Below are 26,687 nucleotides of genomic sequence, written 5' to 3'. Positions count from 1 at the left end.
CTCCGTTGCTCCACTCTACTCTTCGGCGAGGAAAACGGTTGCGCAATAGTTTGCCCGCCGAGCTACCGCCCACATCCCGGAGAGCCATGCCCAGCACCCGCTCCACCCCGCCCTCCCCCGCCGGCCCGGTCCGTCCGGGTCCTGATGCCTCTGTCGCCCTGCGACCCGCAGCCGCCGAGGTGGGCGGCGGTTTCTGGCACGTCCGTCGCGAGGTGAACGCGGGCACCTCCATCCCGCAGGGCCCCGGCCTCCTGGAGTCCGCGGGCAACCTGCACAATCTGCGGCTGGCGGCAGGCGCGGTTCAGGGAGAGTTCCAGGGCGCCTACCCGTTCGTCGACACGGACGTCTACAAGTGGCTGGAGGCGGCGTCCTGGCAACTGGCGCAGGGTCCGTCGGCGGAACTCGAGGCCGACGTGGAGCGGATCATCTCGCTGGTCGCCGCCGCCCAGCAGCCGGACGGCTATCTCAACACCTGGTTCCAGCTGGTCAAGGGCGGCGAGCGGTACCAGGACCTGCGCTGGGGCCACGAGCTGTACTGCGCGGGCCATCTCATCCAGGCGGCGGTCGCCCACCACCGGGCCACCGGACGCGGTGAACTCCTCGACGTGGCCCGCAGGTTCGCCGACCACATCGACTCGGTCTTCGGCCCGCCCGGCAGCGGCAAGGAGATCGACGGCATCGACGGCCACCCCGAGGTCGAGACAGCCCTGGTCGAGCTGTTCCGGGAGACCGGCGAGCGCCGCTACCTGGACCTGGCCGGCTACTTCGTCGACCGGTACGGCCACGGTCTGCTCGGCGGCGAGGCCTACTGCCAGGACCGGGTGCCGCTGCGCGAGGCGACGAACGTCGAGGGCCACGCCGTACGGCAGTTGTACCTGCTGGCCGCCGCCACCGACCTCGCCACCGAGACCGGGGACGGCGAACTCCGCGCCGCCGCCGAGCGGTTGTGGCACGCCATGACCACCACCAAGACCCACCTCACCGGCGGCCTCGGCGCCCACCACGACTGGGAGGACTTCGGCGACCCGTACGAACTGCCCAACGAGCGCGCCTACTGCGAGACCTGCGCCGCCATCGCCTCCGTGCAGTGGAGCTGGCGCATGGCCCTGCTCACCGGTGAGGCCCGCTACGGCGACCTGATCGAGCGCACCCTCTTCAACGGCTTCCTCGCCGGGGTGTCGCTGGACGGCGAACGCTGGCTGTACGTCAACCCGCTGCAGGTCCGCGACGGCCACACCGACCCCGGCGGCGACCAGTCGGCCCGCCGCACCCGCTGGTTCCGCTGCGCCTGCTGCCCGCCGAACGTGATGCGGCTGCTGGCCGGCCTGGAGCACTACCTCGCCACCGGCGACGACGGCGGCCTGCAGATCCACCAGTACGTCAACGGGCGCTACACGTCCGGCCCGATCACCGTGCGCGCCGAGACCGACTACCCCTGGCACGGCACGGTCGCCCTCACCGTCGAGGACACCCCGGCCGACCGGCCCTGGACGCTGTCGCTGCGCATCCCGCAGTGGTGCCGGGAGTTCCGGGTGCGGTGCGGCGAGGTGACGTACGACCAGACCGACGCTCCGGTCGACGAGGGCTGGCTGCGCATCGAGCGCACCTGGGCGCCGGGCGACCAGGTCGTCCTCGAGCTCGGTCTGGAGCCGCGGCTGACGGCGGGCGACCCGCGCGTGGACGCCGTGCGCGGCTGCGCGGCGATCGAACGCGGCCCGCTCGTGTACTGCCTGGAGCAGGTCGACCACCCGGGCGGCGGGCTCGACGACCTCGTCCTCGACCCGAGCCGTCCGCTCGCCGTCAAGCACCGCCCGGACCTGCTCGGCGGGGTCACCACGATCGTGGCGGCCGGGCGGCGGCGCGACATCCCCGACGCGGGCTGGTGGCCGTACCGGCCGGCCGGCACCCATGAAGCCCCCACGCACGGCGAGTCCGTCGAGCTCACGGCGATCCCCTACTACGCCTGGGCCAACCGGCAGGACGGCGCCATGCGCGTCTGGCTGCCCACCTCCTGACACACCCTCAACTTCGCTCTACGACAACGAGGTCACCCCGTGATACCCACCCGCCGCACTCTTCTCGCCGCGCTCGCCGCCGTCGGCACGCTCGCCTCCCTGACCGCCTGCTCAGGCGGCTCCGGCTCCTCGGACTCCTCCTCCGGCAAGGCCGGCGGGACGTACACCTTCTGGGACCCCTACCCGCAGTTCGACGCCTCCTCGGCCTGGGGCAAGCTGGTGACCGGCTGCGGGACCAAGGCCGGGGTGAAGCTCAAGCGCACCCCGTACGACACCACCGACCTCGGCAACAAGGCGCTGCTGGCCGCCCAGCAGGGCAACGCGCCCGATGTGATGCTGGTGGACAACCCGGTCGTCTCCACGCTGGTGGAGGCCGGGATCCTCAACAAGACCAGCGACCTCGGCCTGGACACGAAGTCGATCCAGAAGAACATCATCGGCGCGGGCACCATCGACAACGCGTCGTACGGGGTGCCGATCGGCGCCAACACACTCGCGCTCTACTACAACAAGAAGGTCCTTTCCGCCGCCGGTGTCGACGCGGCCTCCATCAAGGACTGGACCTCCCTCACGGCCGCCCTGAAGAAGGTCAAGTCGGCCGGGAAGAAGGGAATCACGTTCTCCGCGATCAACACGGAGGAGGGCAGCTTCCAGTTCCTGCCCTGGTTCTGGGGCGCGGGGGGCGACCTGACAAAGCTCAACTCCGCCAAGGGAGTTGCCGCGCTGTCGCTGTGGAAGCAGTGGGTGGACGCGGGATACGCCCCCAAGGACGTCCTGCAGAACACCCAGACGACCAGCTGGCAGGAGTTCGCGACCGGCGACTACGCGTTCAGTGAGAACGGCACCTGGCAGCTGGGCAACGCGGCCAAGGCCGGCTTCGACTACGGGATCATCAACATCCCCGGGCAGAACGGCGGTTCGGCGCCGGTGCCGACGGGCGGCGAGTTCGTGACCGTGCCCGTACAGAAGGACACCGGGCGCTACGACGTCACCAAGAAGATCGTCACCTGTCTGACCAGCGACGCGAACCTGCTGCCCACCGACACGACGCTGCAGTACGTCGCGCCGACGGCCGCGGTCCAGGCCGAGCAGGTGAAGCAGAACCCGAAGCTGAAGCCCTGGGTGGACGCGGTGGCCGCGGCCCGCGGCCGGACCAGCGGCGGTCTGGGCACCAAGTACCCGACCATCTCCCAGCCGATGTGGACCGCCGTGCAGGCCGCCCTGTCGGGCAGCAAGAGCCCGCAGGACGCCCTGGACACGGCCCAGTCGAGCGCGCAGAAGGGCTAGGGCCGGTATGACCATCGCCCGGGTCGACCGTCCGCGGCGGGCAGCGTCCGCCGCGACGGGGGCGAGCGGCACCGACACGCTGTCCCTGCGCCGCCGTCACCGGCGCAGGAGCCGGCTGACCGCGCTCGCCTTCGTGACCCCTCTCCTCGCCTACCTCGCCGCCTTCTACGTCTATCCGCTCTACCGCAACCTCGACCTGAGCCTGCGCGACTACACCGTCCGGTCGTTCGTGGCGGGCGACGCACCGTTCTCCGGCTGGGACAACTTCCAGAAGGTGCTGGACGACCCCACGTTCGGCCCCGCCATACGGCACACGATGATCTTCACCTTCGTGTCGATCGCCTTCCAGTACGTCATCGGGCTCGCCCTCGCGGTCTTCTTCAACCGGCACTTCCGGCTCGCGCCCACCCTGCGCGCGCTGTTCCTGATCCCGTGGCTGCTGCCGCTGATCGTGTCGGCGTCGACGTGGTCGTGGATGTTCAACAGCGAGTCCGGGGTGGTGAACTACTTCCTGCACTTCTTCGGCGTCGACCCGGTCGGCTGGCTCACCTCGCCGGACTGGGCACTGACCTCGGTGATCGTCGCCAACATCTGGATCGGTATCCCGTTCAACCTGGTCATCCTCTACAGCGGTCTCCAGAACATCCCGGCCGAGCTGTACGAGGCGGCGGCACTGGACGGGGCGAGTGCCTGGCAGCAGTTCCGGCGGATCACCTTCCCGCTGCTGCGGCCGGTGTCGGCGATCACCCTGCTCCTCGGGCTGGTCTACACCCTCAAGGTGTTCGACCTGATCTGGATCATGACCAAGGGCGGTCCGGGCGACGCCTCGTCCACCCTGGCGACCTGGTCCTACCAGCTGGGCTTCGGCACGCTGCTGCCCAAGTTCGGGCCCGGCGCGGCGGTCGGCAACATCCTCATCCTCATCGCGCTCGTCTTCGGGCTGCTGTACATCCGCGTCCAGAGGAGGCAGGAAGCATGAAGTCCCGTAGGCCTGCCCGCCGTTACACGCTCATCGGGCTCGTCCTGACCGCGCTGATGCTGTTCCCGGTGTACTGGATGCTGAACGTGTCCCTCACCCCGCAGCAGGACATGCGCAAGGACCCGCCCGACCTGCTGCCTCTGCACCCCACCTTCGAGGGCTACCGGGCCGTCCTGGACGACCAGTTGCCGTATCTCGGCACGAGCCTGCTGATCGGCCTGGGCACGGTCGCCCTCACCCTGCTGCTCGCCGCCCCGGCCGGCTACTCGCTGGCGAAACTCCGACCACGCGGAGGCGGGGCGCTCGGCCTGGGGCTGCTGATCGCGCAGATGATCCCCGGGATCGTCATGGCGATGGGCTTCTACGGCATCTTCCTGGACTTCGGTCTGCTCAACTCCTGGTGGGGCCTGATCATCGCGGACTCCACCATCGCGGTGCCCTTCGGCGTCATGATCTTCACGGCGTTCATGTCGGGCATCCCCGGCGAGCTCATCGCCGCCTCCCGCATCGACGGCGCCGGCACCTTCCGCACCTTCTGGTCGGTGGTGCTGCCGGTGAGCCGCAACGCCCTGGTCACCGTCTCGCTGTTCAGCTTCCTGTGGGCCTGGTCCGACTTCGTCTTCGCCAACACCCTCGACGGCGGCGGCGATCTGAGGCCGATCACCCTCGGCATCTACAAGTACATCGGCAACAACAACCAGGAGTGGAACGCGATCATGGCGACCGCCGTCGTCGCGTCCGTCCCGGCCGCGGTACTGCTGGTGCTCGCTCAGCGCTATGTCGCCGCGGGTGTGACCGCGGGCGCGGTGAAGGACTGAGCGCTCGGCGCTCCGCTGGTGGTGCCGCGATGGGTCGTTGTTTGCCTGGCGCGCCATCCTGGCTGGTCGCGCAGTTCCCCGCGCCCCTTTGGGGGCGCTGCCGAACCGTAGGCGGCTTTGTCCGGCCTGCTTTGCCCCACCCCCCTCCCCGAGGAGATCTGTCATGAGCCGCACAAGAACCCCCGTCCCCCTACGTCTGACAGCCGTCCTTGGCGCCTGTGTCCTCGGTGCAGCCGCCCTGGCCGTGGCCGCCCCCGCCCAGGCTGCCCCCACCGCGTCGACCACCCTGGTCGTCAACGCCGACCAGGCACTGCGCCCCGTCACCCATGTGGCGACCGGCAGTCTCTACGGCCTCGCCGACGCGACCACTCCCGCCGACAGTCTGGTCACTCCGCTCAAGCCGAACACCTTCGTCCAGATGGCGCCGGGCGGCTCCCAGCTGCCCAACGGTGAGCCCAAGCCCGCGGGCGACGCGCTGGTCGTGGCGTCCAAGGCGGCGCGGGCCGGCGCCAAGGTCGTCGTACGCATGCCGGACTGGTATCCCAACTTTCCCTACAAGTGGGTGAGTTGGAGCGACTGGCTGTCCGCGGTGGACAAGCAGGTCGCATCCGTCCAGTCGTCCGGCGCCACCAACATCGCCGCGTACGAGCTGTGGAACGAGCCCGACTGGACATGGGACACCACCAACGCAGGCGCGTTCGACGCGGGGTGGGCGCGCACCTACAAGGAAGTGCGGTCCAAGGACACCAAGACGCCCATCCAGGGGCCGAGTTACTCGGCGTGGAACCAGTCCTGGATGAGCACGTTCCTCACCGACGCCAAAGCCTCCGGCACCGTGCCGGACATCATCGCCTGGCACGAGCTGCAGGGCAGCAAGGACATCGCCGCGCACGTCTCCGCCTACCGCGCACTGGAAAGCAGCCTCGGGATCAGCCCGCGGCCGATCTCCATCGAGGAGTACGGCACCACGAGCGAGGTCGGCGTGCCCGGGCCGCTGGTCAGCTACGCGGCCAAGTTCGAGCGGGCGGGCGTGCATGACGCCGAGATGGCCTTCTGGAACCACTACGGCACCCTCGGAGACACCCTCACCGACACCGGCGCCTCACCGAACGGCGCGTACTCGCTCTACAAGTGGTACGGCGACATGTCCGGGAACATGCTCGTCACCACTCCCCCGGCGCAGACGGGCATCGACGGCGCGGCCTCGCTCAACAGCGCCGGCAACCAGGTGAGCGTCATCTTCGGCGGCGGGGCCGGCTCAAGCGCGGTCACGGTCAAGGGGCTCGGCTCGCTGTCGGCGTTCGGCAGCAAGGTGCACGCGAGGCTGGAGTACACGCCCTCCAAGGGCCGTACGACCGCGGTGTCCGGGCCGGTCACCATCTCCGACGCCGACTACACCGTCTCGAACGGCTCCATCACGGTGCCGGTGACGACCAACGCCTCCGACGGCTACCACCTGGTGATCACCCCGAGCGGCGCCTCGACCTCGCTGGCCGGGACGTACCAGATCACCAACAAGAACAGCGCTCTCGCCCTCGACACCTCGGGGGCAGGAACCGCGCAGGGCACCTCGGTCGTCCAGGCGACGTCGAGCACGGGCAGCAGCCAGTCGTGGACGCTGGCAGCCGCGGGCTCCGGCCTCTACAAGATCGCCAACAGGGCGAGCGGGTTGCTGCTGGGCATCGACTCCATGAGCACGGCGGACGGCGGCAAGGCCCTGATCTGGGGTGACAACGGGACCGCCGACCACCTCTGGCAGCTCATCCCGTCCGGCGACGGCTACTACAAGATCGCCAACTACAACAGCGGGCTGCTGCTGGGCGTGAACAACATGAGTACGTCGTCCGGGGCGCAGGTCCTGCAGTGGGACGACAACGGCACGGCCGACCACCTGTGGAAGCTGACGTCGCGGTGACGTGAGCGTGGGCGTTCCCTTACCTGGGGGAACGCCCACGTTCAGGAGGACGAGCACGGTGTGATGTGTGACGTCAGGCGGCGCCGCGGTCGAGCAGTTGCCTGACCCCCTCAGCCGTCAGCGCCACTTCCTCCGGTGTACCGGCGTCGATGACCAGCGCCAGCTTCTGGGACGGCCAGCGGTGGGCGAGGGTGCCCAGCGCCATCCGGCGATGCTGGGTGACCTGTGGAAGCGCCTGCTGCATGCGCGCTTCGGTGGTGAACACAGGCACCAGCTCGGTGCCGTCCTCCTGCGCGTAGACGGGCAGGGTCACCTCCGCGGGATCCTGCTCCTGGGCGGCAACGGCACCGGTCGGCACCAGTACCTCGCTGCCGGCCAGGGTGTCCAGCTCGGTCTCGTCCGCATCGCCCCCGACCACGGCACGCAGGGCCAGATGTACGGCGGGGTCGGAGCCGTCGGGAGAGTAGTCGGTCACGGTTGATCCAATCACCGGGTCGAACAGCGGGCACTGCACTGTGCCCGCCAGTGGTCCGACGGGCGGCTACCCGGAGTCCCGGGCGTCATGTGTCCCTGTTCAGCCCAGCGTCTTGAGCAGCTCCGCGGCGAGCGGGGCGGAGGAGGCCGGGTTCTGGCCGGTGACGAGGTTGCGGTCGACAATGATGTGCGGCGCCCACGGCTCACCGACCTGGACCTGCACCCCGGCCTCGGTCAGCCGGTCCTGCAGCAGCCACTTGGCCTTGTCTGCGAAGCCGGACTGGGTCTCCTCGTCGTTGGTGAACGCGGCCACCCGGTACCCGGCGAAGGCGTTGACGCCGTCCCGTTCGGCGGCGAGCAGCGCGGCGGGGCCGTGGCAGACGACGCCGAGCGGCTTGCCGGACTCCAGGGCGAGGGTGAGCAGCTTGCCGGAGTCGGCATCGACGGCGAGGTCCTCCATCGGGCCGTGGCCGCCGGGGTAGTACACGGCTGCGTACTCGTCGAGGTTCACGTCCCGCAGGCTGATGGGGCGCTGCAGCTCGGTGGCCGCGGCGAGCACGCCGGCGACGCGGTCGGCGTTCTCCTGCCCGCCGTTGTACTCGGCGGCGAGGCTGCCCTTGTCCACGGTCGGAACGACACCGCCCGGGGTGGCGACGACGATCTCGTGACCGGCGGCCTTGAACGCCTCATAAGGGGCGACGGCCTCCTCCGCCCAGAAGCCGGTGGGGTGGCGGGTGCCGTCGGCCAGCGTCCAGTAGTCGACGCCGGTCATCACGAAAAGGATCTTCGACATGCTTTGTCTCCGAGGGGTCGTCAGCGTGGTGGTGATCCAACCGTAAGTCCCGCCCGCCATTGGAATCCAATAGGCTCATCGATATGAGGGATAGGGAAACCAATGGCCGGGAGGAGAGAGCGCAGGTCGGCAGCTCGGCGGCGCTCGATCTGAATCTGCTGCGCACCTTCCTCGCCGTCTACCGCACCGGCTCCTTCACGGCCGCGGCGCGTCTGCTCGGGCTGTCGCAGCCCACGGTCACGACGCAGGTGCGCGCACTGGAGCGGCAACTGGACCGGGAACTCTTCCAGCGCCAGGCCCGCGGGGTCTCCCCCGCACCGTACGCGGACGAGCTCGCCTCCCGGATCGTGCAGCCGCTGGATTCCCTCGCCACGCTCACGGGTCGGGGCGGGCCGGCCGACGACCAGCCGCCGGAGCCGGTGCACCTGGCGGGTCCGCACGAGTTCCTCACCCGTTCCGTCATGCCCCGCCTGGCGCCGCTGGTCGAGCGAGGCGTACGGCTGCGCATCACCCCCGGACTGACCGAGCCGCTCCTGGACGACCTGCGGGCGGGCCGGCATGACCTGGTGGTCGCGACGTTCCGGCCGCGCGGCCGGGCCCTGGCCGCCGTGCCCCTCGGGGACGAGGAGTTCGTGCTGGTCGCCGCCCCCGCGTGGGCCGAACGCATCAGCGGGCCGGGCGGGATCGCCGCCGCCGGGCCCGCCGCCCTCCACGGTGTGCCCCTGGTCGCCTACGCCGAGGACCTGCCGATCGTGCGCCGCTACTGGCGTCATGTCTTCGGCAGACGTCTCGTCTGTCAGCCGGCGGTCACCATGCCCGACCTGAACGCGGTCAAGGCGGCGGTCGTCGGCGGTACGGGCTTCACGGTCCTTCCCCGCTACCTGTGCACCGCCGAACTGGCCTCGGGCTCCCTGGTGTTGCTGCACGACCCGGACGACCCGCCCATCAACACCGCCTTCCTGGTGCAGCGCCCGGGTGCCTCAGCCAACCCTCACGTCGCCCTGGTCCGCGACCATCTGCTTCAGGCCGCGCCCTAAAGGGGCGCGGGGCTGTATCGATGTGCGGCTCCGCCGCGTGGGCGCGACCAGCCACGACGGCGCCGCGGACGATCGACCACCCGTCGCGGCACATCCTGCGGAGCGCTCAGCGTCAGTACTTCTTCGCCCCCGCCACTATCGCCTCACGGATCCGGTGATACGTACCGCACCGGCAGACGTTGCGGATCTCGTCGAGGTCGGCCTCGCTGATGTCGCGGCCCTCCTCGCGGGCCTGGCGGACCTTGGCGACCGCGGTCATGATCTGGCCGGGCTGGCAGTAGCCGCACTGTGCGACGTCGTACTCCAGCCAGGCCTCCTGCATCGGGTGGAGTTCCCTGCCGACGGTGGCGGGCAGACCCTCGATGGTCGTCACCTCGTCGGTCGGGGTGAGGTCCTTCACTGGGACGCTGCAGGGGTTGAACGCCTTGCCGTTGATGTGGCTCGTACAGGCCTGGCACACGCCGAGCCCGCACCCGTACTTCGGTCCGGTGACGCCCAGGACGTCCCGCAGCACCCACAGCAGCCGTACGTCGTCCTCGATGTCCACGGTCACCGGTCTGCCGTTGAGGATGAAGGTGTGTTCGGGCACGAAGAACCTCCTGGGCTCCTAGTAGGCGCGGCTCAGGCCGTCGGTGGGGGACGCCGGGATCGGCGGGGTGGTGGGCAGCGGCTCGAAGCCGAGGGGGCCGTCGTGGTTGATCGGGAACGTGGTCGGCATGGTGCCGGTCGCGCGCCCGTACGCGCAGGCCACGGCTGCCATCGCGCCCGCGACGGCCAGCTCGCCCGCGCCGCCGGGCTTGCCGGTGGTCGGCGGCATGACGACGATCTCCAGTTCCGGCGGGGTGTTCCACTGGCGGGTGTAGAAGTAGTTGTCCCAACTGCCTTCCAGGAAGTGCCCGCCCGCCAGGTGCAGTCCGGAGCTGAGGGTGATCGCGATGCCGTCCATGATGCCGCCCATCATCTGGGCCTGGAGGCCGCGCGGGTTGATGGCGAGCCCGGCGTCGACCGCGCAGACGACCTTGGTGACCCGTGGTCCGGTGCAGGCGTCGGGGACCTTGCGGCCGGTGGTCCCCGGGCGGCAGTCGATCTCGGCGAGGACGGCGACGTAGGCGTGGTACTCGGGGTGCAGGGCGATGCCCTGGGCTGTGCCGGCCGGCATGCTGCGTCCCCAACCGCCCACCTCTGCGGCCTTGTCGAGGACGGCCCGGGCCCGCTCGTCCTTCAGGAACGTACGGCGGAACTGATAGGGGTCCTTGCCCATGCGCCTGGCCAGCTCGTCCACGATCAGCTCCTGCGCGCACCGCACGTTGGGCGAGTAGATGTTGCGCATGGAGCCGGTGTGGAAGCCCTTGTCGGTCTCGCTGAGCAGCTGGGTGACCACGCCGAAGTTGTACGGGGTCTGCTGGGTGAGCGTGAAGATCGTCTCGGAGAAGGTGAGGTCGCCGACGGGCAGTTGCGCGGCTTCGGAGGTGATGATCTCGCCGACGCCGTGGCCGAAGTCGGTGGCCACGGAGGTGTGGCGCTGGTCGTAGGTGAGCACCTGGCCCAGCGCGTAGGTGGCGCGCACCCGTGAGGTGGACATGGGGTGGGTGCGGCCCTGACGGAAGTCGTCGGTGCGGTGCCACATCAGCCGGACCGGTTTGCCCGTCGCCCTGGAGATCTCGGCGGCCTCGGCGGCGCCGTCGTGGAAGAGCTTGCGCCCGAAGGAGCCGCCGCCCTCGGTGACATGCACCTTGACGGCGCTCGTGGGCAGTCCGAGGCTGAGCGCGATCTGTTCCTGGGCCGTGATCGGGGACTTCAGGCTGGCCCAGATCTCGGCCGAGTCCTCGCGCACGTCGGCGACGGCGCAGTTGGTCTCCAGGGCGCTGTTGCTCGCGAAGTGGAAAATGAAACGGGCGTCGACCGCTTTGGTCAGCAGGTCGAGGGCCGGCAGCGGGAGTTCGGCCTTGCGCAGTTCGGCGCGGATGGTGTCGTCGGAGGCGTCGTCCACGGTGCCGGGGCCCCAGGTGACCTTCAGGGCGCGCACGGCGTCGATGCACTGCCCGAAGGTGCGGCCGCGGACGGCGACGCCGGTGGAGATCCCTACGACGTCGGTGATGCCGGGCATGGCCCGCACCTCGTCGAGGTTGTCGACCGAACGGACCGTGCCGTTGATCGTGGGCGGACGGCACACCATGGCCGGCAGGGCGCCCGGCACGTGCAGGTCCATCGCGAACTTCTTGCGCCCGGTGACCGCCTCCAGCGCGTCGACGCGTCGCTGCGCGGTCCCGATGACCTTGAACTCGGACGACTTCTTCAGTGTGACCGAGACCTGACTGGTCGTCACTGCGGCTGCCTTCTCGGCGAGTTCACCGTAGGTGAGGCTCTTGCCGGTCACGGAGGAGGTGATGACGCCGAGCTTCGCCGTGAGGGTGTCGACGGCGTCGCCCAGTTCGAGGGCTGCGGCCTCCAGGAGCCGGCCGCGGGCGACTGCGGCCGCCACCCGGATCGGGGTGAAGGTGGAGATGGTGGTGTTGGATCCGCCGGTGAGCTGGTTGAACAGGAGCTCGGGGCGGGCCTCGGCGAGGGTGACGCGGACCCTGTCCAGCGGCAGGTCCAGTTCCTCGGCGACGAGCATAGCGCTGGAGGTGGTGATGCCCTGCCCCACCTCGGCCCGGGGCAGGGCGAAGGAGGCGGTGCCGTCGGTGTCGACCCGGATGGTGATCAGGTTCGCGGTGGGCAGGGTGGCATGGGTGAGCATGTCGTTGAGGTCGTAGATCTCGGCCGGTCCGGGCGCGGAGGGGACGACCGCTGCGGCCCGGCTGGGCGCGAGGACGGCCTCGCCGAGCTCGGCGGCGACGGTCAGCGTCGAGGCGGCCAGGACGTATCCCAGGAAGCGCCTGCGCCCGATGCCGCCCGGAGCGGGATCGGCGTCCTGCGGCTGCGGGTGTTCGTGGGCTCCCATCACCGGTCCTCCAAGCGCGCGGCACTCGCCTTGATGGCGGCTCCTGACTGTGCACGTCAGGCGCGTTGCGCGAAAGATCTCCGAGCCGCTTCCACACGGAAAAGCCATAAGTCGTGGGGCGTGTGAAGCGGGGACGGGGTCGGGCTTCACCTCGGAAAATCTGCGCGACCTGATCTCCGACTGACTGTTGGGGTGGGCCGCAGGCGAGGCGATGACCGGGACTTCCTTCTCAAAAACCTTCTGATGCCAGTCCCCTCGCTGGCCTCGCCGCTCACTTCGCCCAAGGGCCCTCGCGTCTCGTCACGCGAGGGCCCTTCGTGCTGCCGCGAGGGCCTGTTCGGCGTATCCGCGGCCGAACAGCACGGCATGCACCAGCAGCGGGAAGAGCTGATGCAGCCCCACCCGCTCCGGCCACCCGTCGGCCAACGGGGCTGCCTGCTGATAGCCGTCGAGTACGTGCTCCAGGTGCGGGCAGCCGAACAGTTGCAGCATCGCCAGGTCGGTCTCCCGGTGACCGCCGTGTGCGGCCGGGTCGATCAGCCAGGCGTGCCCGTCGGCTCCCCACAGCACGTTGCCGTTCCACAGGTCGCCGTGCAGCCGGGCGGGCGGCTCTGCGGGCCCCGCCAGTTCGGGCAGCCGCTCGCAGACGCGCTCGATCACGGCCGTCTCGGCGGGGCGGATCGTGCCCCGCTCGACGGCCTCGTGCAGGTAGGGCAGCACGCGATGCTCCGCGTACCAGCGGGGCCAGTCGGCACCGGGGACGTTCCGCATCGGGGCGAGCCCGATGTACGCGTCCACGGGACCGCCGGGCGGTGCCGCGCCGAACGCGGGGGCGCCCGCGGCATGCAGCGCGGCCAGCCCACGCCCGAACTGCATCGCCGCCCGGGCGGTCGGCGGGCCCTGTTCCACCACGTCGGTCACCAGCCAGCGCCGGTCGTGCCCATGGACGTCCGGAACGCGGACCGTGCCGGCGTCGGCCAGCCAGCGCAGCCCCGCCGCCTCGGCCTGCATCGCGCCCGGATCGTCACTGCGCTTGACCATCACCGACTGCCCGCCGTCGAGGCCGACTTCGGCGAGGGCCGCGGACAGCCGTCGCGCGCCGCGCACGGTGCGCACGGTGATCCTGGCCGCAGCTGCGCCGGGCCCGTCGTTGTCGCCGCCGTCACTGTGGACGCCGTCGCTGTCGCCGTCGGAGGGGAAGCCGATGTGCACGGACACCAGCGTAGGACCGCCGCGAGCCGGCCGGTGTCGGTCCAGGGCTGGTCAGTCCAGGGCCTGGTCGTCGCCGTCGTCGTTGGCGGCGTAGGGATGGACGTACTGCTCGTCTCCGAAGGGGATGAACCAGTCCTGCACGGCGCCCTTGGCGATGCCGTCCGCGGTCGGGGCGTACAGCCACTCGTGGTCCAGGTCCTCGAACACGCCGTTGGTGAAGACCTGCAGGGCGGTTTCGACCTCGTCGCTCAGCAGCTCGTAGAGGTCGGCCGTCACCTCGGCCTGGGCGAGCAGGAACTTCAGCAGCAGTTCCTCGGCCACGCAGCTGGGCCGGCCGAAGTGCGGCTGGGTGAGGCGGCCGGTCATGGTCACGGCGGTGACGGTCAGCCGGCGGACGAACAGGACCGTGTACTGCAGGGCGAACTGCGGGGGCAGATCGTCGAGGACCATGAACGGCGCTTCGGTCTCCGCGACGGTGGGCCCGTCCTCCTCCAGACCGGCCAGGTCCGTGAAGAGTTCGTCGACCAGCAGGTCGATGGCGTACACGACGGCACCGGCCGCGACCTCCGCCGCCTCACGGCTGACGATCCGCTCCTCCTCGTCCTCGCGGTGGCCGAAGGCCTCGAGCGGGAAGGCTCGCAGCGTCGGTGCGAGAGCACGGAGTGTGCGGCGCATGGCGTCGACCTCGTCGCGGTCGAGACGGCCGGTCCCGGTGGAGGGCTCGGCCGCCGCATGCCGGCGTGCGCGTTCGGCGGGATCCGCGGGCGGTGCGTCCGGGCCGTCGGCCGCGTCCAGGCTCTCCTGCAGCAGGTCGGGGTGCAGCTCCACCCCGCAGCGGGTGATCTCCCAGTCGGAAAGGGGTTCGCTGCGCTCCAGCAGCTCTGCGACGACCTCACGGGCGGCGTCCTCGGCGAACTCCAGTGCCGGTGCGTCGACGAAGAGCTTCAGCAGGACACCGGTGGGATGGACGGCGATGACGTCGTCCACCAGGTCGACTTCCATTCCGTCGGGCCCCTCGATCGCCGCGATCGAATCGAGCCCCTTGCGCAGCAGGAAGCCGACGCCTTCCCGCTGAAGAACGTCGAGCTCGGGGGCGCCCTTGGGGAGGTCCACGTCCACAGTCACCGCGTATGTCACACGATCATGGTGCCTGAGCGGCGGCTTGCCGGGGGCAGGAACCTGCAGGAACCCTGTGCGCAGGGGCAGTGCATCGGCACCCTTCAGGCAAGGCTTTGCATGATCATGCGAGATCATGCATACTCTTCCTATGTCCAAGGTCCTCACCTCCCTGCCCGCCGGCGAGCGCGTCGGCATCGCCTTCTCGGGCGGCCTCGACACCTCCGTCGCGGTCGCGTGGATGCGCGACAAGGGTGCCGTCCCGTGCACCTACACCGCCGACATCGGTCAGTACGACGAGCCCGACATCGCCTCGGTGCCCGGCCGTGCGAAGACGTACGGTGCCGAGATCGCGCGTCTCGTCGACTGCCGTGCGGCGCTGGTCGAGGAGGGCCTGGCCGCGCTGACCTGCGGGGCGTTCCACATCCGCTCGGGCGGGCGTGCCTACTTCAACACCACCCCGCTGGGCCGGGCCGTCACCGGCACCCTCCTGGTGCGGGCGATGCTCGAGGACAACGTCCAGATCTGGGGCGACGGCTCGACCTTCAAGGGCAACGACATCGAGCGGTTCTACCGCTACGGCCTGCTCGCCAACCCGCATCTGCGGATCTACAAGCCCTGGCTCGACGCCAACTTCGTGACCGAGCTCGGCGGCCGCAAGGAGATGTCGGAGTGGCTGGTCGCCCACGGCCTGCCCTACCGGGACAGCACGGAGAAGGCGTACTCCACCGACGCCAACATCTGGGGCGCCACCCATGAGGCCAAGACCCTGGAGCACCTGGACACGGGCGTCGAGACCGTCGAGCCGATCATGGGCGTGCGGTTCTGGGACCCCGAGGTGGAGATCGTCACCGAGGACGTGACGATCGGCTTCGACCAGGGCCGCCCGGTGACGATCAACGGCAAGGAGTTCGCCTGCCCCGTCGACCTGGTCATGGAGGCCAACGCCATCGGCGGCCGCCACGGCCTGGGCATGTCCGACCAGATCGAGAACCGGATCATCGAGGCCAAGAGCCGCGGCATCTACGAGGCGCCCGGCATGGCCCTGCTGCACGCCGCCTACGAGCGCCTGGTCAACGCGATCCACAACGAGGACACCCTCGCCCAGTACCACAACGAGGGCCGTCGCCTCGGCCGCCTCATGTACGAGGGCCGCTGGCTGGACCCGCAGGCGCTGATGATCCGCGAGTCGCTGCAGCGCTGGGTCGGCGCCGCCGTCACCGGCGAGGTGACGCTGCGGCTGCGCCGCGGTGAGGACTATTCGGTCCTCGACACCACGGGCCCGGCGTTCAGCTACCACCCGGACAAGCTGTCGATGGAGCGCACCGAGGACTCGGCGTTCGGCCCGGTGGACCGGATCGGCCAGCTCACCATGCGCAACCTGGACATCGCCGACTCGCGCGCCAAGCTGGAGCAGTACGTCGGCCTCGGCCTGATCGGCACCGGCAGCCCCACCATCGGCGCCTCCCAGGCGGCCGCGACCGGTCTGATCGGCACCATGCCGGAGCTGCCGGAGGGCGGCGCGGAGGCCATCGCCTCCCGTGGCGAGGTCTCGGAGGAGGACGCACTGCTGGACCGCGCCGCGATGGAATCCGGCACGGACTGACCGGCACATCCGTCTGCGAACGGAAGAAGGCCGGCCCGACACCGATGGTGTCGGGCCGGCCTTTCCGTCGGTGCAGCGCCGGTCCCGCTGCAGGAAGCCGGTTCAGCCGGCCGCCGTGTGCAGGGCCCTCAGCACGTCCTCGTCCGTCAGCTGCTCGAACCTCTCGTAGCACAGGCCCACGGCCATGAAGGATGCCGGCCGCTGCAGACAGAGCACTTCGTCGGCCTCGGCGCGCATCTGGTCCGCCGCGTGCGGCGAGCCGACCGGCACGGCCAGCACGACCCGCTCGGGGGCCTGACGCCGTACGCAGCGCAGTGCGGCGCGGGCCGTCGATCCGGTGGCGAGCCCGTCGTCGACGACGATGGCGGTGCGGCCCGTCAGATCGGGGGCGGGACGGCCCTGCCGGTAGAGCCGTTCGCGGCGGTGGAGCTCCTTCCGTTCTCGTTCCACCACAGGGGCCAGCATGGTCTCGGTCAGGCCCAGCTGTACGAGGGCGTCCTCGTCGAAGAGTGGGTCGTCGTCGCCGACGATCGCGCCGACACCGAGCTCCTCCTGGAAGGGGGCGCCTATCTTGCGTACGACCAGTACGTCGAGCGGGGCATCCAGCGCCTGCGCCACCTCCCGGGCCACGGCAACGCCGCCGCGTGGGAGGGCCAGGACGACCGGGTGCGGCAGGAGGCCCTTCTCCTGCTGGATCCGCAGCCGCTCGGCCAGTTCCCGCCCGGCCTGTGTGCGGTCATGGAACTGCATCGCGGTCGCCACTCCTTCCCGCGCGCAGACGCCCCCCTCGGTCCGGTTCCCCGCGTACCCCGCAGGCGCCGGTCGAAGCACGCGCCCCGGCCGTCCCTCCGTCCTCGCGCGCGGCCGTCGGCCGTCACTGCTCCGCGGCTGCTTCGCCCGCGATCTTGATTCGGTCGTCGCACCAGTTCCGCGCCATCTCCGCGACCTGCTCCAGCGCTCCGGGCTCCTCGAACAGGTGCGTGGCGCCGGGCACGATGCGCAGCGAGTGCGGGCCGCTCAGCTGCCGGGCCGCCGCCTGGTTCAGCCGGAGCACTTCCGGGTCCCGGCCGCCGACGATCAGGAGCACCGGGGCCCGCACGCCGGGCAGCACATCGCCGGCCAGGTCGGGGCGTCCGCCCCGCGACACGACGGTCAGGGTCCGCCGTGGCCGCTCGGCGGCGGCCACCAGGGCCGCTGCCGCGCCGGTGCTGGCACCGAACAGGACGACCGGAAGCTTCCCGGTGTCGGGCTGCGTTTCCAGCCAGTCGACGACGGCGACCACGCGGCGGCCCAGGAGGGGGATGTCGAAGCGGTACTCCGCCGTCGATGCGTCCCGGCGGTCCTCCTCCTCGGTGAGCAGGTCCATGAGTGCGGTGCCCAGTCCGGCGGTGCGCAGTTCGGCGGCGACCGCCCGGTTGCGGGGGCTGTGCCGGGAGCTGCCGCTGCCGTGCGCGAACACCACGACCGCGCGGGCCGATTCGGGTAGGACCAGATCGCCCGAAAGGGCCGCGCCGCCGGCGGGTACCGAGATCAGCTGGGAGATCATCGCCATCATCTTCTTCCTCGTGGCCGGCCCGGCAGGGCCTCGTATGGCCTGCTGGGTCACGGGTACCCGTACCGGTGAAGTACTTCTTTCGGGAGATGACTCGGATGCTGCTCATCGGACTGCTTCTCCTCGGGGCGACAGGCGCCTTCACCGCCCTGGCGATCGCCGGCAACCTGTCCGGGGGCCCCGAATACACCGTCTCGGTGCTCGATCACCAGATCGCCACCATGAACACGCTGGCCGTCTTCAGCTCCGGCCTCGCACTGGCGCTCATCTTCTGCCTGGCGCTGGCCACCGCGGTGAGCGGCGCCTCGCACCGTCCGACGCATCGCCGCCACCGCAGGATGCGCACGCGCCAGGCCGGTGAGACGACCCGTCTCGACGACATGATGGGACCGGACCAGCAGGCCTGAGGTGCCTCACCGGTCCCGCAGCCGCACGAGGTGATACAGCACGGGCATCATCGTCGTGCGGTTCTCCTTCAGGGTGGGCTGCAGGAAGCGGTAGAAACTCGGTTTGGTGAACTGGCGCAGGGCGACGGCGGCCAGGCTCAGGTTCCAGTGGGCGTGGCCGACGAAGCAGTAGTCGGAGGTCGTGCCGTCGAGCGGCTGCAGCAACAGCGAGTTGTCGAGACCGGTTTCGGCGGCGTACCAGCCCGCGAGGTGCTCCCAGAGTTCCGCGATGAGCTCGGGGTCGTCACCGACGAAGTAGCTGAACTGGAACAGGCCTTCCTGGCTGCGGCCCACATCCGCGACGCACTTGCCGCAGCGGGCCGCCATCACATGGACGTCGCCGGCGGCCTGCTCCAACTGGTGGCGCAGGTGGCGGTAGGCAGCGGTGTCCTGCACCTGGTCGATGTCCTGCGGTGTCCTGGTCTCGACCAGGACGACCACGTCGTAGCGGGCCGGGTGCACGGTGTCCGACGGGTGCAGGCCGACGGTCGGGGCCACGGCGGCGGCCCGGTACACGCTGGCTCGTTTCACCTCGCCCAGGCTGGCCAGGTCCTCCGCCTCGGCCCGCAGCAGGTCGAGCAGGTGGGTCTTGTCGCGGCTGTGCCCGGGCCTGCCGATCCCGCCCGGAGGTTCCACCGCGGCGGCGATGTGGAGGTAGCCGGACGGCGGCGGCTCGGTGAGGAGCGCCGGAGCGAACTTGGGGCGTGGGTGAACGAGGGTGACGCTCATGGGTTTCTCCCGCGGTGCGGTGCGTTCCCTGGTCGTCGTTGCGCCTACCCGAAGTGCCCGGGCTCACGCTCGCCCCGGCCGCGTGGCCGCCACTACCGTGGGGGCATGGGCAGCGGCGCGGTGACGCTGTTCCTGTGCGGCGATGTGATGCTCGGGCGCGGCGTCGACCAGATCCTGGCGCATCCCGGCGGCCCGGAACTGCGGGAGGGGTACGTCGAGGACGCCCGCTCCTATGTCCGGCTGGCGGAGGCGGTGAGCGGTCCGATCCCTGCCCCTGTCGCCCCGTCCTGGCCGTGGGGCGAGGCGCTCCGCCTGCTGGAACGGGCCGCCCCGGACGTCCGGATCGTGAATCTGGAGACGTCCGTGACGTGCAGCGACGCCTTCGCACCCGACAAGGTGATCCACTACCGCATGCACCCGGCCAACCTGCCCGCCCTCACCGTGGCCTCCCCCGACATCTGCGTCCTTGCCAACAATCACGTGCTGGACTTCGGCCGCGAGGGCCTGGCGGAGACACTGGACGCGCTCGCCCGCGCGGGCCTGCGGGCGGCGGGAGCGGGACGCAGCGCCGAGGAGGCGTACGCGTCCGTCGCAATGCCGGTGTCGGGCGGGGGCCGGGTGCTGGTGTTCGCCCTCGGGGCACCCTCCAGCGGCATTCCGCCGGGCTGGGCGGCCACCTCCGCCGTCTCCGGGGTCGCCTACCTGCCCGAGGTGTCGGCGGCCGCGGCCGCGGAGGTGGTCCGGCGGGTGCGGGAGGAAAAGCGTGCGGGCGACGTTGTGGTCGTGTCCGTGCACTGGGGCTCGAACTGGGGGTACCGGGTGCCCCGGGAACACGTCCGCTTCGCCCGCGCCCTCGTGGACGGCGGCGTCGACGTGGTCCACGGCCACTCCTCGCACCACCCCCGCCCGGTCGAGGTCTACCGCGACCGGCTCATCCTGTACGGCTGCGGCGACTTCATCGACGACTACGAGGGCATCGGCGGCTACGAGGAGTTCCGCGACGACCTGCGGATCGCCTACCTCGTCACGGTCGCGGCGGACACCGGGCGCCTGACCGGCCTGCGCATGGTGCCCCTGCAGGCCCGCCGCATGCGGCTCGAGCCCGCATCGGACGCGGACCGCAACTGGCTGGGTGCCACCCTGAACCGCATCAGCGGCGCCGTACACGTGACCCTGGATCCCGACGGCACTCTCACGCTGACACACCGAACCCGGGCGGGCTCGTGAACCGATGGCTGCGGCTGACGCTACTGGGCGTGGGCGCGATGAACTCGCCCCGTTTCGCACCCGCCGGGCTGCTGCTGCGCTGCCGTGACCACCGCATCCTCTTCGACGGCGGTCCCGGCGCCGACCCACCGCCCGGACCGCTGGATGCCTGGCTGGTCACCGACGAGCAGGCGGAACTCCGCTCGGCACTGCGCCGCGGCGCGACCGCCCGCGGCGTCCGGATCCGAGCTGGTGACCTCCACTTGGGCGCGATACGGCTGCGGTGCATACCGGTGGCGCACACCTCGCATCCCGCCTACGCCTACCGCATCGAGACGGGCGAGCTTGTGATCGTATGGGCACCGGAGTTCTGGGAGTTCCCGGCCTGGGCCGCGGGCGCGGACCTGATGTTCGCCGAGGCGGCCGCCCGGGACCGGCCGATCCGGTTTCCGCGGTGGCGTCGGCGGTCATGCAACCGTGCAGAGCGTCGCCGAACAGTCCGTACGCCATGGGGTACGGCGGCTGGTCCACGCCCACATCGGCCGGCCGAGCATCCGGGCCATGGACGCCGGGCAAAGGCCGCCGGTGGGCGAGTGGGGCGTCGAGGGGCGCACGTACTCCTTGCGGTTCGGCGAGGCGTGGGAACTGAGGGATTCGGGGCCCTCAGCGGTTCGGGGCCGCCCTGCTGATGTCCGTCAGGGCCTCGTGCGGATCCTCGGCGCCGGCGAGGTCACCGATGCTGACGATGCCCACCGGGCAGCCGCCGTGCTCGACGACCGGGAGGCGGCGGACGGCGTACTTGCGCATCAGCTCGAGGGCGCGGTCGGTCGTGTCGTCCGGCGTCAGGGTCACCACGGGCGGTGGCGTGCAGACCGAGCCGACGGTCGTGTCGGCCGGGTCGCGGCCCGCGGCGAGCGCCCGGACCACGATGTCCCGGTCGGTGAGCACACCGAACAGGTCGCAGTCGTAGGCCACCAGCACGTCACCGACGTCCTGCTCCCGCATCAGGCGGGCCGCGCGCGCCACCGTGGTCATGGGCTCGACGGCGGCCGCGCCGGGTGACATCACGTCGCGTATCTTCCGGGTCATGGCAGCTCCCAGCTCCAGGGCGAGGTAGTGCTGTCGCCCGCGTAGCCCGCAGCGCAAGCGGGTAAACCCGCCATCGCTCAGCGCCACGGCTCAGGCGTCAGCGCAGTCCGGGCAGGCTGCGCAGCTCTGCGATCTTCAGGAGACGGGCCAGGGCGAGGAACGCAAGAGCCAGAGCGAGCGTTCCCGCTGCGAGTGCGCCCGCGGTGGCCCAGGTGCCGGTGCCCAGGGAGGCGGTGCAGGCGTGTGCGGCGCCCCAGCCGGCGGCCCCGGCGAGGGCGGCGGCGGACAGCAGTTTGAGGTAGGTGCGGCGCAGGGCGCCGTCGTCCAGGGGGCCGCCGGTCCTGCGGCGCAGCAGCCGTGCGGTGAGCGCGAGGCCGACGAGGTACGAGAGGGCGTAGGCGCCGGCCATGCCGGTCACGGACCAGCGGGCGGGCAGCAGGACATGGCAGGCGGTGGCCAGGGCGATGTTCACCGCGCAGATCCACACGGCCATGAAGAACGGGGTCCGGGTGTCCTCGAAGGCGTAGAAGCCGCGCAGCAGCAGGTACTGCGCGGAGAACGGGATCAGGCCGAGCCCGAAGGCCTGGAGCATGTGCCCGCCCGGCTGCACGGCGAGGGCGTCGGACGCCCCGTGGGCGAACGTCAGCGTGGCGATCTGTGGGCCCAGCGCGAGGAACAGGAAGGCGGCGGGCACGATGACGACACCGCTGATGCGCAGCGCCCGCGACAGGTCGGCTCGCAGATCCGCGACACGGCCCTCGGCGACGGCCCTGCTCATCCGCGGCAGCAGCGCGGTCACCAGGGACACCGTGACGATGGACTGGGGCAGCATCCAGATGGTCTGCGCGTTCATGTAGGCGGAGTAGCCCACGCCGGCCTCCGGCTGTTGCGCGTCGGCGGAGTTGGCGTAGTTGGTGATCACCGCCAGGGAGACCTGGTTGGCCAGGACGAACAGCAGCGTCCACTTCGCCGCGTGGATGCCGGAGCCAAGTCCGGTGCCGCGCCAGTCGAACCGGGGGCGGAAGCGGAATCCGGCGGCCCGCGCGAACGGGATCAGGGCCAGGGCCTGTAGGGCAATGCCGGCGGTGGTCCCGATGCCCAGGTAGCGCACCTGCGTCGCCGTGATGTCCTGGACCCGCGCCGGGACGGTCATCAGGCCGAGGTAGGCGCCGAACATGCCGATCAGGACGACGTTGTTGAGGACCGGGGTCCACATCATCGCGCCGAACTTCTCGCGGGCGTTGAGGACTTGGCCGTAGATGCCGAACAGGCCGTAGAAGAAGATCTGCGGCAGCAGGAACCGCCCGAAGGTCACCGTGAGTTGGAATGCCTGGTGCCGGTCGGGGGTGTCCTGGATGTAGATGCCGACGATCTGCGGTGTGGCCCACACGGCGAGGGCGGTGCCCGCGCCGAGCACGCACACCACGAGGGTCACCAGGCGCTGCTCGTAGGCGCGGCCGCCGTCCGGATGGGTGGCGCGCGCCCGTACCAGCTGGGGCACCAGTACGGCGTTGAGCGCGCCGCCGATCAGCAGCGTGTACAGGCTGGTCGGCACCGTGTTCGCGGTGTTGTACGTGCCGGCCAGCAGGCCCACGCCCAGTGCCGCGGCCTGCAGCACCTGCCGTATCAGCCCTGTGGCCCGGGACACGACGGTGGCCAGGGCCATCAGCACCGACGACCGGGCCGGTCCGCCCGTCGCCGCCTTCCTCCGGCGGGCGGCATGTCGCCCTCGTATTCCTTCGCCCGACGACGTGGTCGGCGTCGCGGGCTGCTCCCCCTGCTTCATGCGGCCAACCTATGCCATCAAGATCTCCGCGCCCGTCGGCACTTTCCCGTTCAGGTGTCAACTTCGTTCGCTGGTCGATGACTTCGGCCGGGCCGACGAATTCAGCGGGCTTGGGCCGGTTCCCCCTCCCCTCGCCAGGGCCGTGCCAGCGCCAGCAGGGCAACTGCCGCCGACGCCACAGCGGTCAGCATGATCATTGCCATCGGCAGGGAACTGTTCTCCCCGAACAGGCCCACCAGGGGTGAGGCGAGGGCGCCGAAGAGGAACTGCAGGCCGCCGAGGAGCGCGGAGGCGGCGCCCGGCGTGCGGTGGCCGAGGGTCTGCCCGATGCTCATCGACGCCGGGAAGATCATGCCGATGCCGCCGAGGGTCACGAACAGCGTGACCCAGGTGCCGAGGAGGGTCTCGCCGGCGAGCACCACCAGCAGCACCTGGGTCAGGGCGCCGACCGCTGCCACGCAGACGCCAACCGTGAGCAGTGTGTTCAGTCGTACGCCCCGTCCGACCAGCCGGGAGAAGACCATCCCGGCCATCAGCATGCCGGCGGCGTTGCCCGCGAAGATGAGGGAGTACGTCGTCGACGAGACGCCGTGCAGGTTCTCGAAGACGAAGCTGGAGCCGCTGATGTAGGTGAACAGTGCGGCGGAGACGAGGGCGAGGACGAGGACGTACCCCATGAAGGTGCGGTGGGCGACCAGCGCGCCCATGGCGCGGAAGGTGCCGGTGAGCCCGCCGCCGTGCCGCCGCTCGGGCGGCAGGGACTCGGGCACGGACCGCAACACGGCCAGCGCCAGCAGGACACCCAGCACGGCCAGCGCGGCGAACACCGCGCGCCAGGTGGACACGCTGAGGATGGCCCCGCCGAGCACCGGTGCGGCGATCGGTGCCACGCCCATGATCTGGGACAACACGGCGAAGTAGCGGGGCAGTTCGGGCCCGTGGAAGCGGTCGGTGAGCACGGCGCGGGCCAGCACCGTGCCCGCCGCGCCGGTCACGCCCTGCAGGAAGCGGGCGCCGGTCAGCACGGCGATGTTCGGGGCGGCGGCACACACGAGGGAGAGCACGACGAAGCCGGCCAGCCCCGACATGAGCAGCCGGCGCCGCCCGAGTCCGTCGCTGAGCGGCCCGATCAGCAGCTGTCCGACGACGAACCCGGCCAGGAACGCGGTCATGGTCAGCTGCACGGCCGAGCTGCTCGCGCCGAGCGCGTCCCCCATGGCGGGAAAGCCGGGCACGTACATGTCGATGGCGAGCGGGGCGACCGCGGTCAGTGAGCCCAGGACCGCGACCAGTGCGGCGGTGCCGCGCCGGGAAGCCGACCGGCTGCCCGGATCGGTTGCGTGCGGGACGGCGGAACGGAACGGGGACCGGGATATCATGAGCACAACGGTAACCAATAGTTCACTGGTTAACGAAATGGCGTCCGAGCAGTGAGAACCCGAACAGCGAGAAGGCGAGCCGCATGCCCTCCTCCCCCGCCTCCCCGGCAGAGACCCGCCTCCGGTGGGCCGAGCACAATCCGGGGCTCGACACCTCGCCCATGGAGCTGGTCGGCCTGCTCAAGCACGCGACCGGTCTACTCGGCCGCGCCGTGGAACCCCTGTACGCGGGCGCTCCGCTCACCGCCCCGGAGGTCGACATGCTGATCCCGCTGCGGCACACCGCCGATCCGGTGATCGCCCGGAGTCTGGCCGAGCGCATGGGCCTGTCCCGCGCGGGCGTGAGCAAGACGCTCGGCAAGCTGGAGCGCCGCGGCTTCATCGCGCGCACCCCCAACCCCGCGGACCGCCGCGCCGCCCTGGTCACCATCACCCCGGCCGGCGCCCGGGCCGTCGACGAACTGTTCCCCCGCCAACTGGCCGCCGAGGTGGAGCTGTTGGCGGGTCTGGGCGAGGACCGGGAGTGGGTCCTCAAGGCACTGGGGCGGCTCGTGGAGGTCATGGAGGGCAGGGCGGGCCGCGGCTGAGCGAGCCCTCCCGTCCCTTTCCGTGCGGGCTCCCTGCTGCCTAGCGTGCCGGTATGGATCACCAACAGGAGCCGTCCGTACGGCATTTCGACCACTGTCCGTGGCTATTCGCCCAGGAGGCGACCGAGGAGCAGCTGCGCGTCCAGCGGAAGCGGCAGCAGTCGATCGGCGGGGACAGCCACATCGGCGAACGGTGCTACGTCGCCGAGTCCGCGGCGGTCTTCCCGGACCTGCTACGGCTGGGCGACGACTCGTACATCGCGGCGCAGGCGTATGTCACCGGGGAGTTGACGACGGGGACGGACTGCACGCTGAACCCGTTCACCACGGTGCGCGGCACGGTCGTGCTCGGCGACGGTGTGCGGATCGGCGCCCATACCTCGTTGCTCGGCTTCAACCACTCCTTCGCCCCCGACCGTCCGGTCTTCCAGCAGCCGCACACCAGCGAAGGGATCAAGGTCGGTGACGACGTGTGGATCGGCTCGCATGTGATCGTGGTGGACGGGGTGACGATCGGCGACCACTGTGTGATCGGCGCCGGAGCGGTGGTCACCAGGGATTTGCCGGCCTGGACGGTGGCGGCCGGGAACCCGGCGCGGCCCTTGCGCGACCGGCGGGACACCCGCGCCGCCCCGACTCCCCGAAGCGCTCTGGCGCGGTTCGCGGACACCACCCGCGCGCAGGCCGGCGACCTCCTGGCGCGCTGCTGGGACGGTGAGCGATACGTCGACCGCCCCGGTGCGGCGCCCACCGTGCGGGCGCACTGCGATGCCGTGGAGATCGCCGACCTGTTGCTGGGTTCGGCACCCGGGCAGCTGGCCGGCGAAGAGCACGTACGGCGGCTGGCGGCGCTCCAGGACCCGGACACGGGACTGGTGCCGGAGTGGGGCGAGCCGTCGCCGTCCGCGGACGGCGACGGTTTCATCGGCGAGGGAGCCGCGCTCTACCACGTCCTCTCCGTCGGGTACGCGCTCGACCTGCTGGGCGCCCCCTTCCCGCATCCCGTGCGCGGTGTGCGGGAAATGACGGCTCGTCAACTCCTCGTACGCCTGGAGGGGCTGCCGTGGCACGACGGTGCATGGGAGGCCGGTGCGTGGATCGACGCCTGGGTCACCGCCGCGCACTGGAACCTGCGGCACGGCGGGCAGGACGGCGGCGCGGTGGAGGCACTGTTCGGCTGGCTGCTGTCCCGGGCCGATCCGTGGACCGGCATGTGGGGCGACCCGTCGCCCGAGGACGGGCGGCTGCAGGTCGTCAACGGCTACTACCGGCTGACCCGCGGCTCGTTCGCCCAGTTCGGGCTGCCGGTGCCGCATCCGGAACGGGTCGTGGACGCCGTCCTGGACCACGCCCGCGACCCCCGCCACTTCGGCGGGGGCCGGGAGAACGCCTGCAATGTGCTGGACGTCGCGCACCCCTTGTGGCTGTGCACCCGGCAGCTCGGCAACGGCGCGGCGGGCGGCGGCTACCGTACGGCCGACATACGGGCCTGGGCGGAGCGGCAGCTGGCCGCCGCCCTGCCCCGCCGGCAGGACGGCAAGGGCTTCGGCTTCGGCCCCACGGGACCCGGCCCGCAGCCCGGCCTCCAGGGCACCGAGATGTGGCTGGCCATCATCTGGTACCTGGCCGACCTGCTGGGCCGCTCCGACGAGCTCGGCTACCGCCCGCGAGGCGTCCACCGCCCGGAGCCGGCCCGCAGCGGCCTGCGGCGCTGAGT

At 70.9% G+C, this 26,687-nt stretch carries 24 protein-coding genes; 12 read left to right on the top strand and 12 right to left on the bottom strand.

Annotation, left to right across the window (positions count from 1 at the left end; translation table 11 throughout):
• Window positions 1-86 precede the first annotated feature (86 nt).
• From IH68_RS0120530 to IH68_RS0120510, 5 genes are all read left to right on the top strand, one after another.
• On the top strand, window positions 87-2,015 hold the full coding sequence (locus tag IH68_RS0120530) for a glycoside hydrolase family 127 protein (RefSeq protein WP_030937283.1): 1,929 nt from the start codon (window positions 87-89) through the stop codon (window positions 2,013-2,015).
• A gap of 39 nt (window positions 2,016-2,054) precedes the next feature.
• The gene (locus IH68_RS0120525) at window positions 2,055-3,302 is read left to right on the top strand and encodes a sugar ABC transporter substrate-binding protein (protein WP_030937281.1); all 1,248 of its coding nucleotides are present in this window, start codon (window positions 2,055-2,057) and stop codon (window positions 3,300-3,302) included.
• A gap of 7 nt (window positions 3,303-3,309) precedes the next feature.
• Window positions 3,310-4,281, top strand: coding sequence for a carbohydrate ABC transporter permease (locus IH68_RS0120520; protein WP_030937278.1), 972 nt, complete (start codon window positions 3,310-3,312; stop codon window positions 4,279-4,281).
• Window positions 4,278-5,099, top strand: coding sequence for a carbohydrate ABC transporter permease (locus tag IH68_RS0120515; protein ID WP_030937276.1), 822 nt, complete (start codon window positions 4,278-4,280; stop codon window positions 5,097-5,099). The genes IH68_RS0120520 and IH68_RS0120515 overlap by 4 nt, the downstream gene beginning before the upstream one ends.
• A 163-nt stretch (window positions 5,100-5,262) precedes the next feature.
• On the top strand, window positions 5,263-7,014 hold the full coding sequence (locus tag IH68_RS0120510; protein ID WP_030937273.1) for an RICIN domain-containing protein: 1,752 nt from the start codon (window positions 5,263-5,265) through the stop codon (window positions 7,012-7,014).
• 73 nt (window positions 7,015-7,087) lie between these two features.
• On the opposite strand, the gene IH68_RS0120505 is transcribed toward IH68_RS0120510, so the two are convergent.
• Both IH68_RS0120505 and IH68_RS0120500 read right to left on the bottom strand, forming a co-directional pair.
• Complete coding sequence (locus tag IH68_RS0120505; protein ID WP_030937271.1) at window positions 7,088-7,489, bottom strand: SseB family protein; 402 nt, start codon at window positions 7,487-7,489, stop codon at window positions 7,088-7,090.
• A 99-nt stretch (window positions 7,490-7,588) separates the two neighbouring features.
• Entirely contained in the window at window positions 7,589-8,281 is a 693-nt protein-coding gene (locus tag IH68_RS0120500) for a type 1 glutamine amidotransferase domain-containing protein (protein WP_030937269.1), read from the bottom strand.
• A gap of 83 nt (window positions 8,282-8,364) precedes the next feature.
• Between IH68_RS0120500 and IH68_RS0120495 the strand changes: the two genes are divergently transcribed.
• On the top strand, window positions 8,365-9,318 hold the full coding sequence (locus IH68_RS0120495; protein ID WP_030937266.1) for a LysR family transcriptional regulator: 954 nt from the start codon (window positions 8,365-8,367) through the stop codon (window positions 9,316-9,318).
• A 112-nt stretch (window positions 9,319-9,430) separates the two neighbouring features.
• Here IH68_RS0120495 and IH68_RS0120490 read toward each other — a convergent pair whose 3' ends face one another.
• The 4 genes from IH68_RS0120490 to IH68_RS0120475 form a co-directional block, all read right to left on the bottom strand.
• On the bottom strand, window positions 9,431-9,907 hold the full coding sequence (locus IH68_RS0120490; protein WP_030937264.1) for a (2Fe-2S)-binding protein: 477 nt from the start codon (window positions 9,905-9,907) through the stop codon (window positions 9,431-9,433).
• Between the two features lie 18 nt (window positions 9,908-9,925).
• Window positions 9,926-12,262 carry a molybdopterin cofactor-binding domain-containing protein gene (locus tag IH68_RS0120485; RefSeq protein WP_030937262.1) on the bottom strand — a complete coding sequence of 779 codons (2,337 nt, stop codon included), beginning with the start codon at window positions 12,260-12,262 and terminating at the stop codon, window positions 9,926-9,928.
• A gap of 300 nt (window positions 12,263-12,562) precedes the next feature.
• The gene (locus IH68_RS0120480) at window positions 12,563-13,468 is read right to left on the bottom strand and encodes a fructosamine kinase family protein (protein ID WP_078912569.1); all 906 of its coding nucleotides are present in this window, start codon (window positions 13,466-13,468) and stop codon (window positions 12,563-12,565) included.
• A gap of 57 nt (window positions 13,469-13,525) precedes the next feature.
• On the bottom strand, window positions 13,526-14,611 hold the full coding sequence (locus tag IH68_RS0120475; protein WP_030937258.1) for a hypothetical protein: 1,086 nt from the start codon (window positions 14,609-14,611) through the stop codon (window positions 13,526-13,528).
• A 130-nt stretch (window positions 14,612-14,741) separates the two neighbouring features.
• On the opposite strand from IH68_RS0120475, the gene argG reads away from it, so the two are divergent.
• Window positions 14,742-16,196: an argininosuccinate synthase gene (gene argG / locus IH68_RS0120470; RefSeq protein WP_030937256.1), complete on the top strand. Its 1,455-nt coding sequence runs from the start codon at window positions 14,742-14,744 to the stop codon at window positions 16,194-16,196.
• Between the two features lie 102 nt (window positions 16,197-16,298).
• Here the strand turns inward: argG and IH68_RS0120465 are convergent, their stop codons facing one another.
• Together IH68_RS0120465 and IH68_RS0120460 are read right to left on the bottom strand one after the other, a co-directional pair.
• On the bottom strand, window positions 16,299-16,946 hold the full coding sequence (locus IH68_RS0120465; RefSeq protein ID WP_030937254.1) for a phosphoribosyltransferase: 648 nt from the start codon (window positions 16,944-16,946) through the stop codon (window positions 16,299-16,301).
• A 124-nt stretch (window positions 16,947-17,070) separates the two neighbouring features.
• Window positions 17,071-17,742: a dienelactone hydrolase family protein gene (locus IH68_RS0120460; RefSeq protein WP_037885047.1), complete on the bottom strand. Its 672-nt coding sequence runs from the start codon at window positions 17,740-17,742 to the stop codon at window positions 17,071-17,073.
• A gap of 104 nt (window positions 17,743-17,846) precedes the next feature.
• On the opposite strand from IH68_RS0120460, the gene IH68_RS0120455 reads away from it, so the two are divergent.
• Window positions 17,847-18,155 carry a hypothetical protein gene (locus IH68_RS0120455; protein ID WP_030937250.1) on the top strand — a complete coding sequence of 103 codons (309 nt, stop codon included), beginning with the start codon at window positions 17,847-17,849 and terminating at the stop codon, window positions 18,153-18,155.
• Between the two features lie 6 nt (window positions 18,156-18,161).
• Here IH68_RS0120455 and IH68_RS0120450 read toward each other — a convergent pair whose 3' ends face one another.
• On the bottom strand, window positions 18,162-18,923 hold the full coding sequence (locus tag IH68_RS0120450; protein ID WP_030937248.1) for a hypothetical protein: 762 nt from the start codon (window positions 18,921-18,923) through the stop codon (window positions 18,162-18,164).
• A 105-nt stretch (window positions 18,924-19,028) separates the two neighbouring features.
• Between IH68_RS0120450 and IH68_RS0120445 the strand changes: the two genes are divergently transcribed.
• Entirely contained in the window at window positions 19,029-20,150 is a 1,122-nt protein-coding gene (locus IH68_RS0120445) for a CapA family protein (protein WP_030937245.1), read from the top strand.
• Window positions 20,147-20,818: a hypothetical protein gene (locus IH68_RS57210; RefSeq protein ID WP_234341445.1), complete on the top strand. Its 672-nt coding sequence runs from the start codon at window positions 20,147-20,149 to the stop codon at window positions 20,816-20,818. Before IH68_RS0120445 ends, IH68_RS57210 begins: the two co-directional genes overlap by 4 nt.
• On the opposite strand, the gene IH68_RS0120435 is transcribed toward IH68_RS57210, so the two are convergent.
• The 3 genes from IH68_RS0120435 to IH68_RS0120425 all read right to left on the bottom strand — a co-directional run bounded on the left by IH68_RS0120435 (window position 20,793) and on the right by IH68_RS0120425 (window position 24,383).
• On the bottom strand, window positions 20,793-21,218 hold the full coding sequence (locus IH68_RS0120435) for a CBS domain-containing protein (RefSeq protein WP_030937241.1): 426 nt from the start codon (window positions 21,216-21,218) through the stop codon (window positions 20,793-20,795). The genes IH68_RS57210 and IH68_RS0120435 overlap by 26 nt on opposite strands.
• A 97-nt stretch (window positions 21,219-21,315) precedes the next feature.
• Window positions 21,316-23,004, bottom strand: coding sequence for a murein biosynthesis integral membrane protein MurJ (gene murJ, locus IH68_RS0120430; protein ID WP_051833604.1), 1,689 nt, complete (start codon window positions 23,002-23,004; stop codon window positions 21,316-21,318).
• Window positions 23,005-23,105: 101 nt separating this feature from the next.
• Window positions 23,106-24,383: a multidrug effflux MFS transporter gene (locus IH68_RS0120425; RefSeq protein WP_030937236.1), complete on the bottom strand. Its 1,278-nt coding sequence runs from the start codon at window positions 24,381-24,383 to the stop codon at window positions 23,106-23,108.
• Window positions 24,384-24,466: 83 nt separating this feature from the next.
• Between IH68_RS0120425 and IH68_RS0120420 the strand changes: the two genes are divergently transcribed.
• Together IH68_RS0120420 and IH68_RS0120415 are read left to right on the top strand one after the other, a co-directional pair.
• Window positions 24,467-24,970, top strand: coding sequence for a MarR family winged helix-turn-helix transcriptional regulator (locus IH68_RS0120420; RefSeq protein ID WP_030937234.1), 504 nt, complete (start codon window positions 24,467-24,469; stop codon window positions 24,968-24,970).
• A gap of 53 nt (window positions 24,971-25,023) precedes the next feature.
• Window positions 25,024-26,685, top strand: coding sequence for an acyltransferase (locus IH68_RS0120415; RefSeq protein WP_030937232.1), 1,662 nt, complete (start codon window positions 25,024-25,026; stop codon window positions 26,683-26,685).
• The last annotated feature ends 2 nt before the right edge of the window (window positions 26,686-26,687 follow it).

It is taken from the genome of Streptomyces sp. NRRL S-646 (assembly GCF_000720765.1).
In the GTDB taxonomy this organism is placed as follows: domain Bacteria; phylum Actinomycetota; class Actinomycetes; order Streptomycetales; family Streptomycetaceae; genus Streptomyces.
Note: the sequence above shows the minus strand (reverse complement) of the source record. Positions and strands in the feature narration are given on the sequence as shown.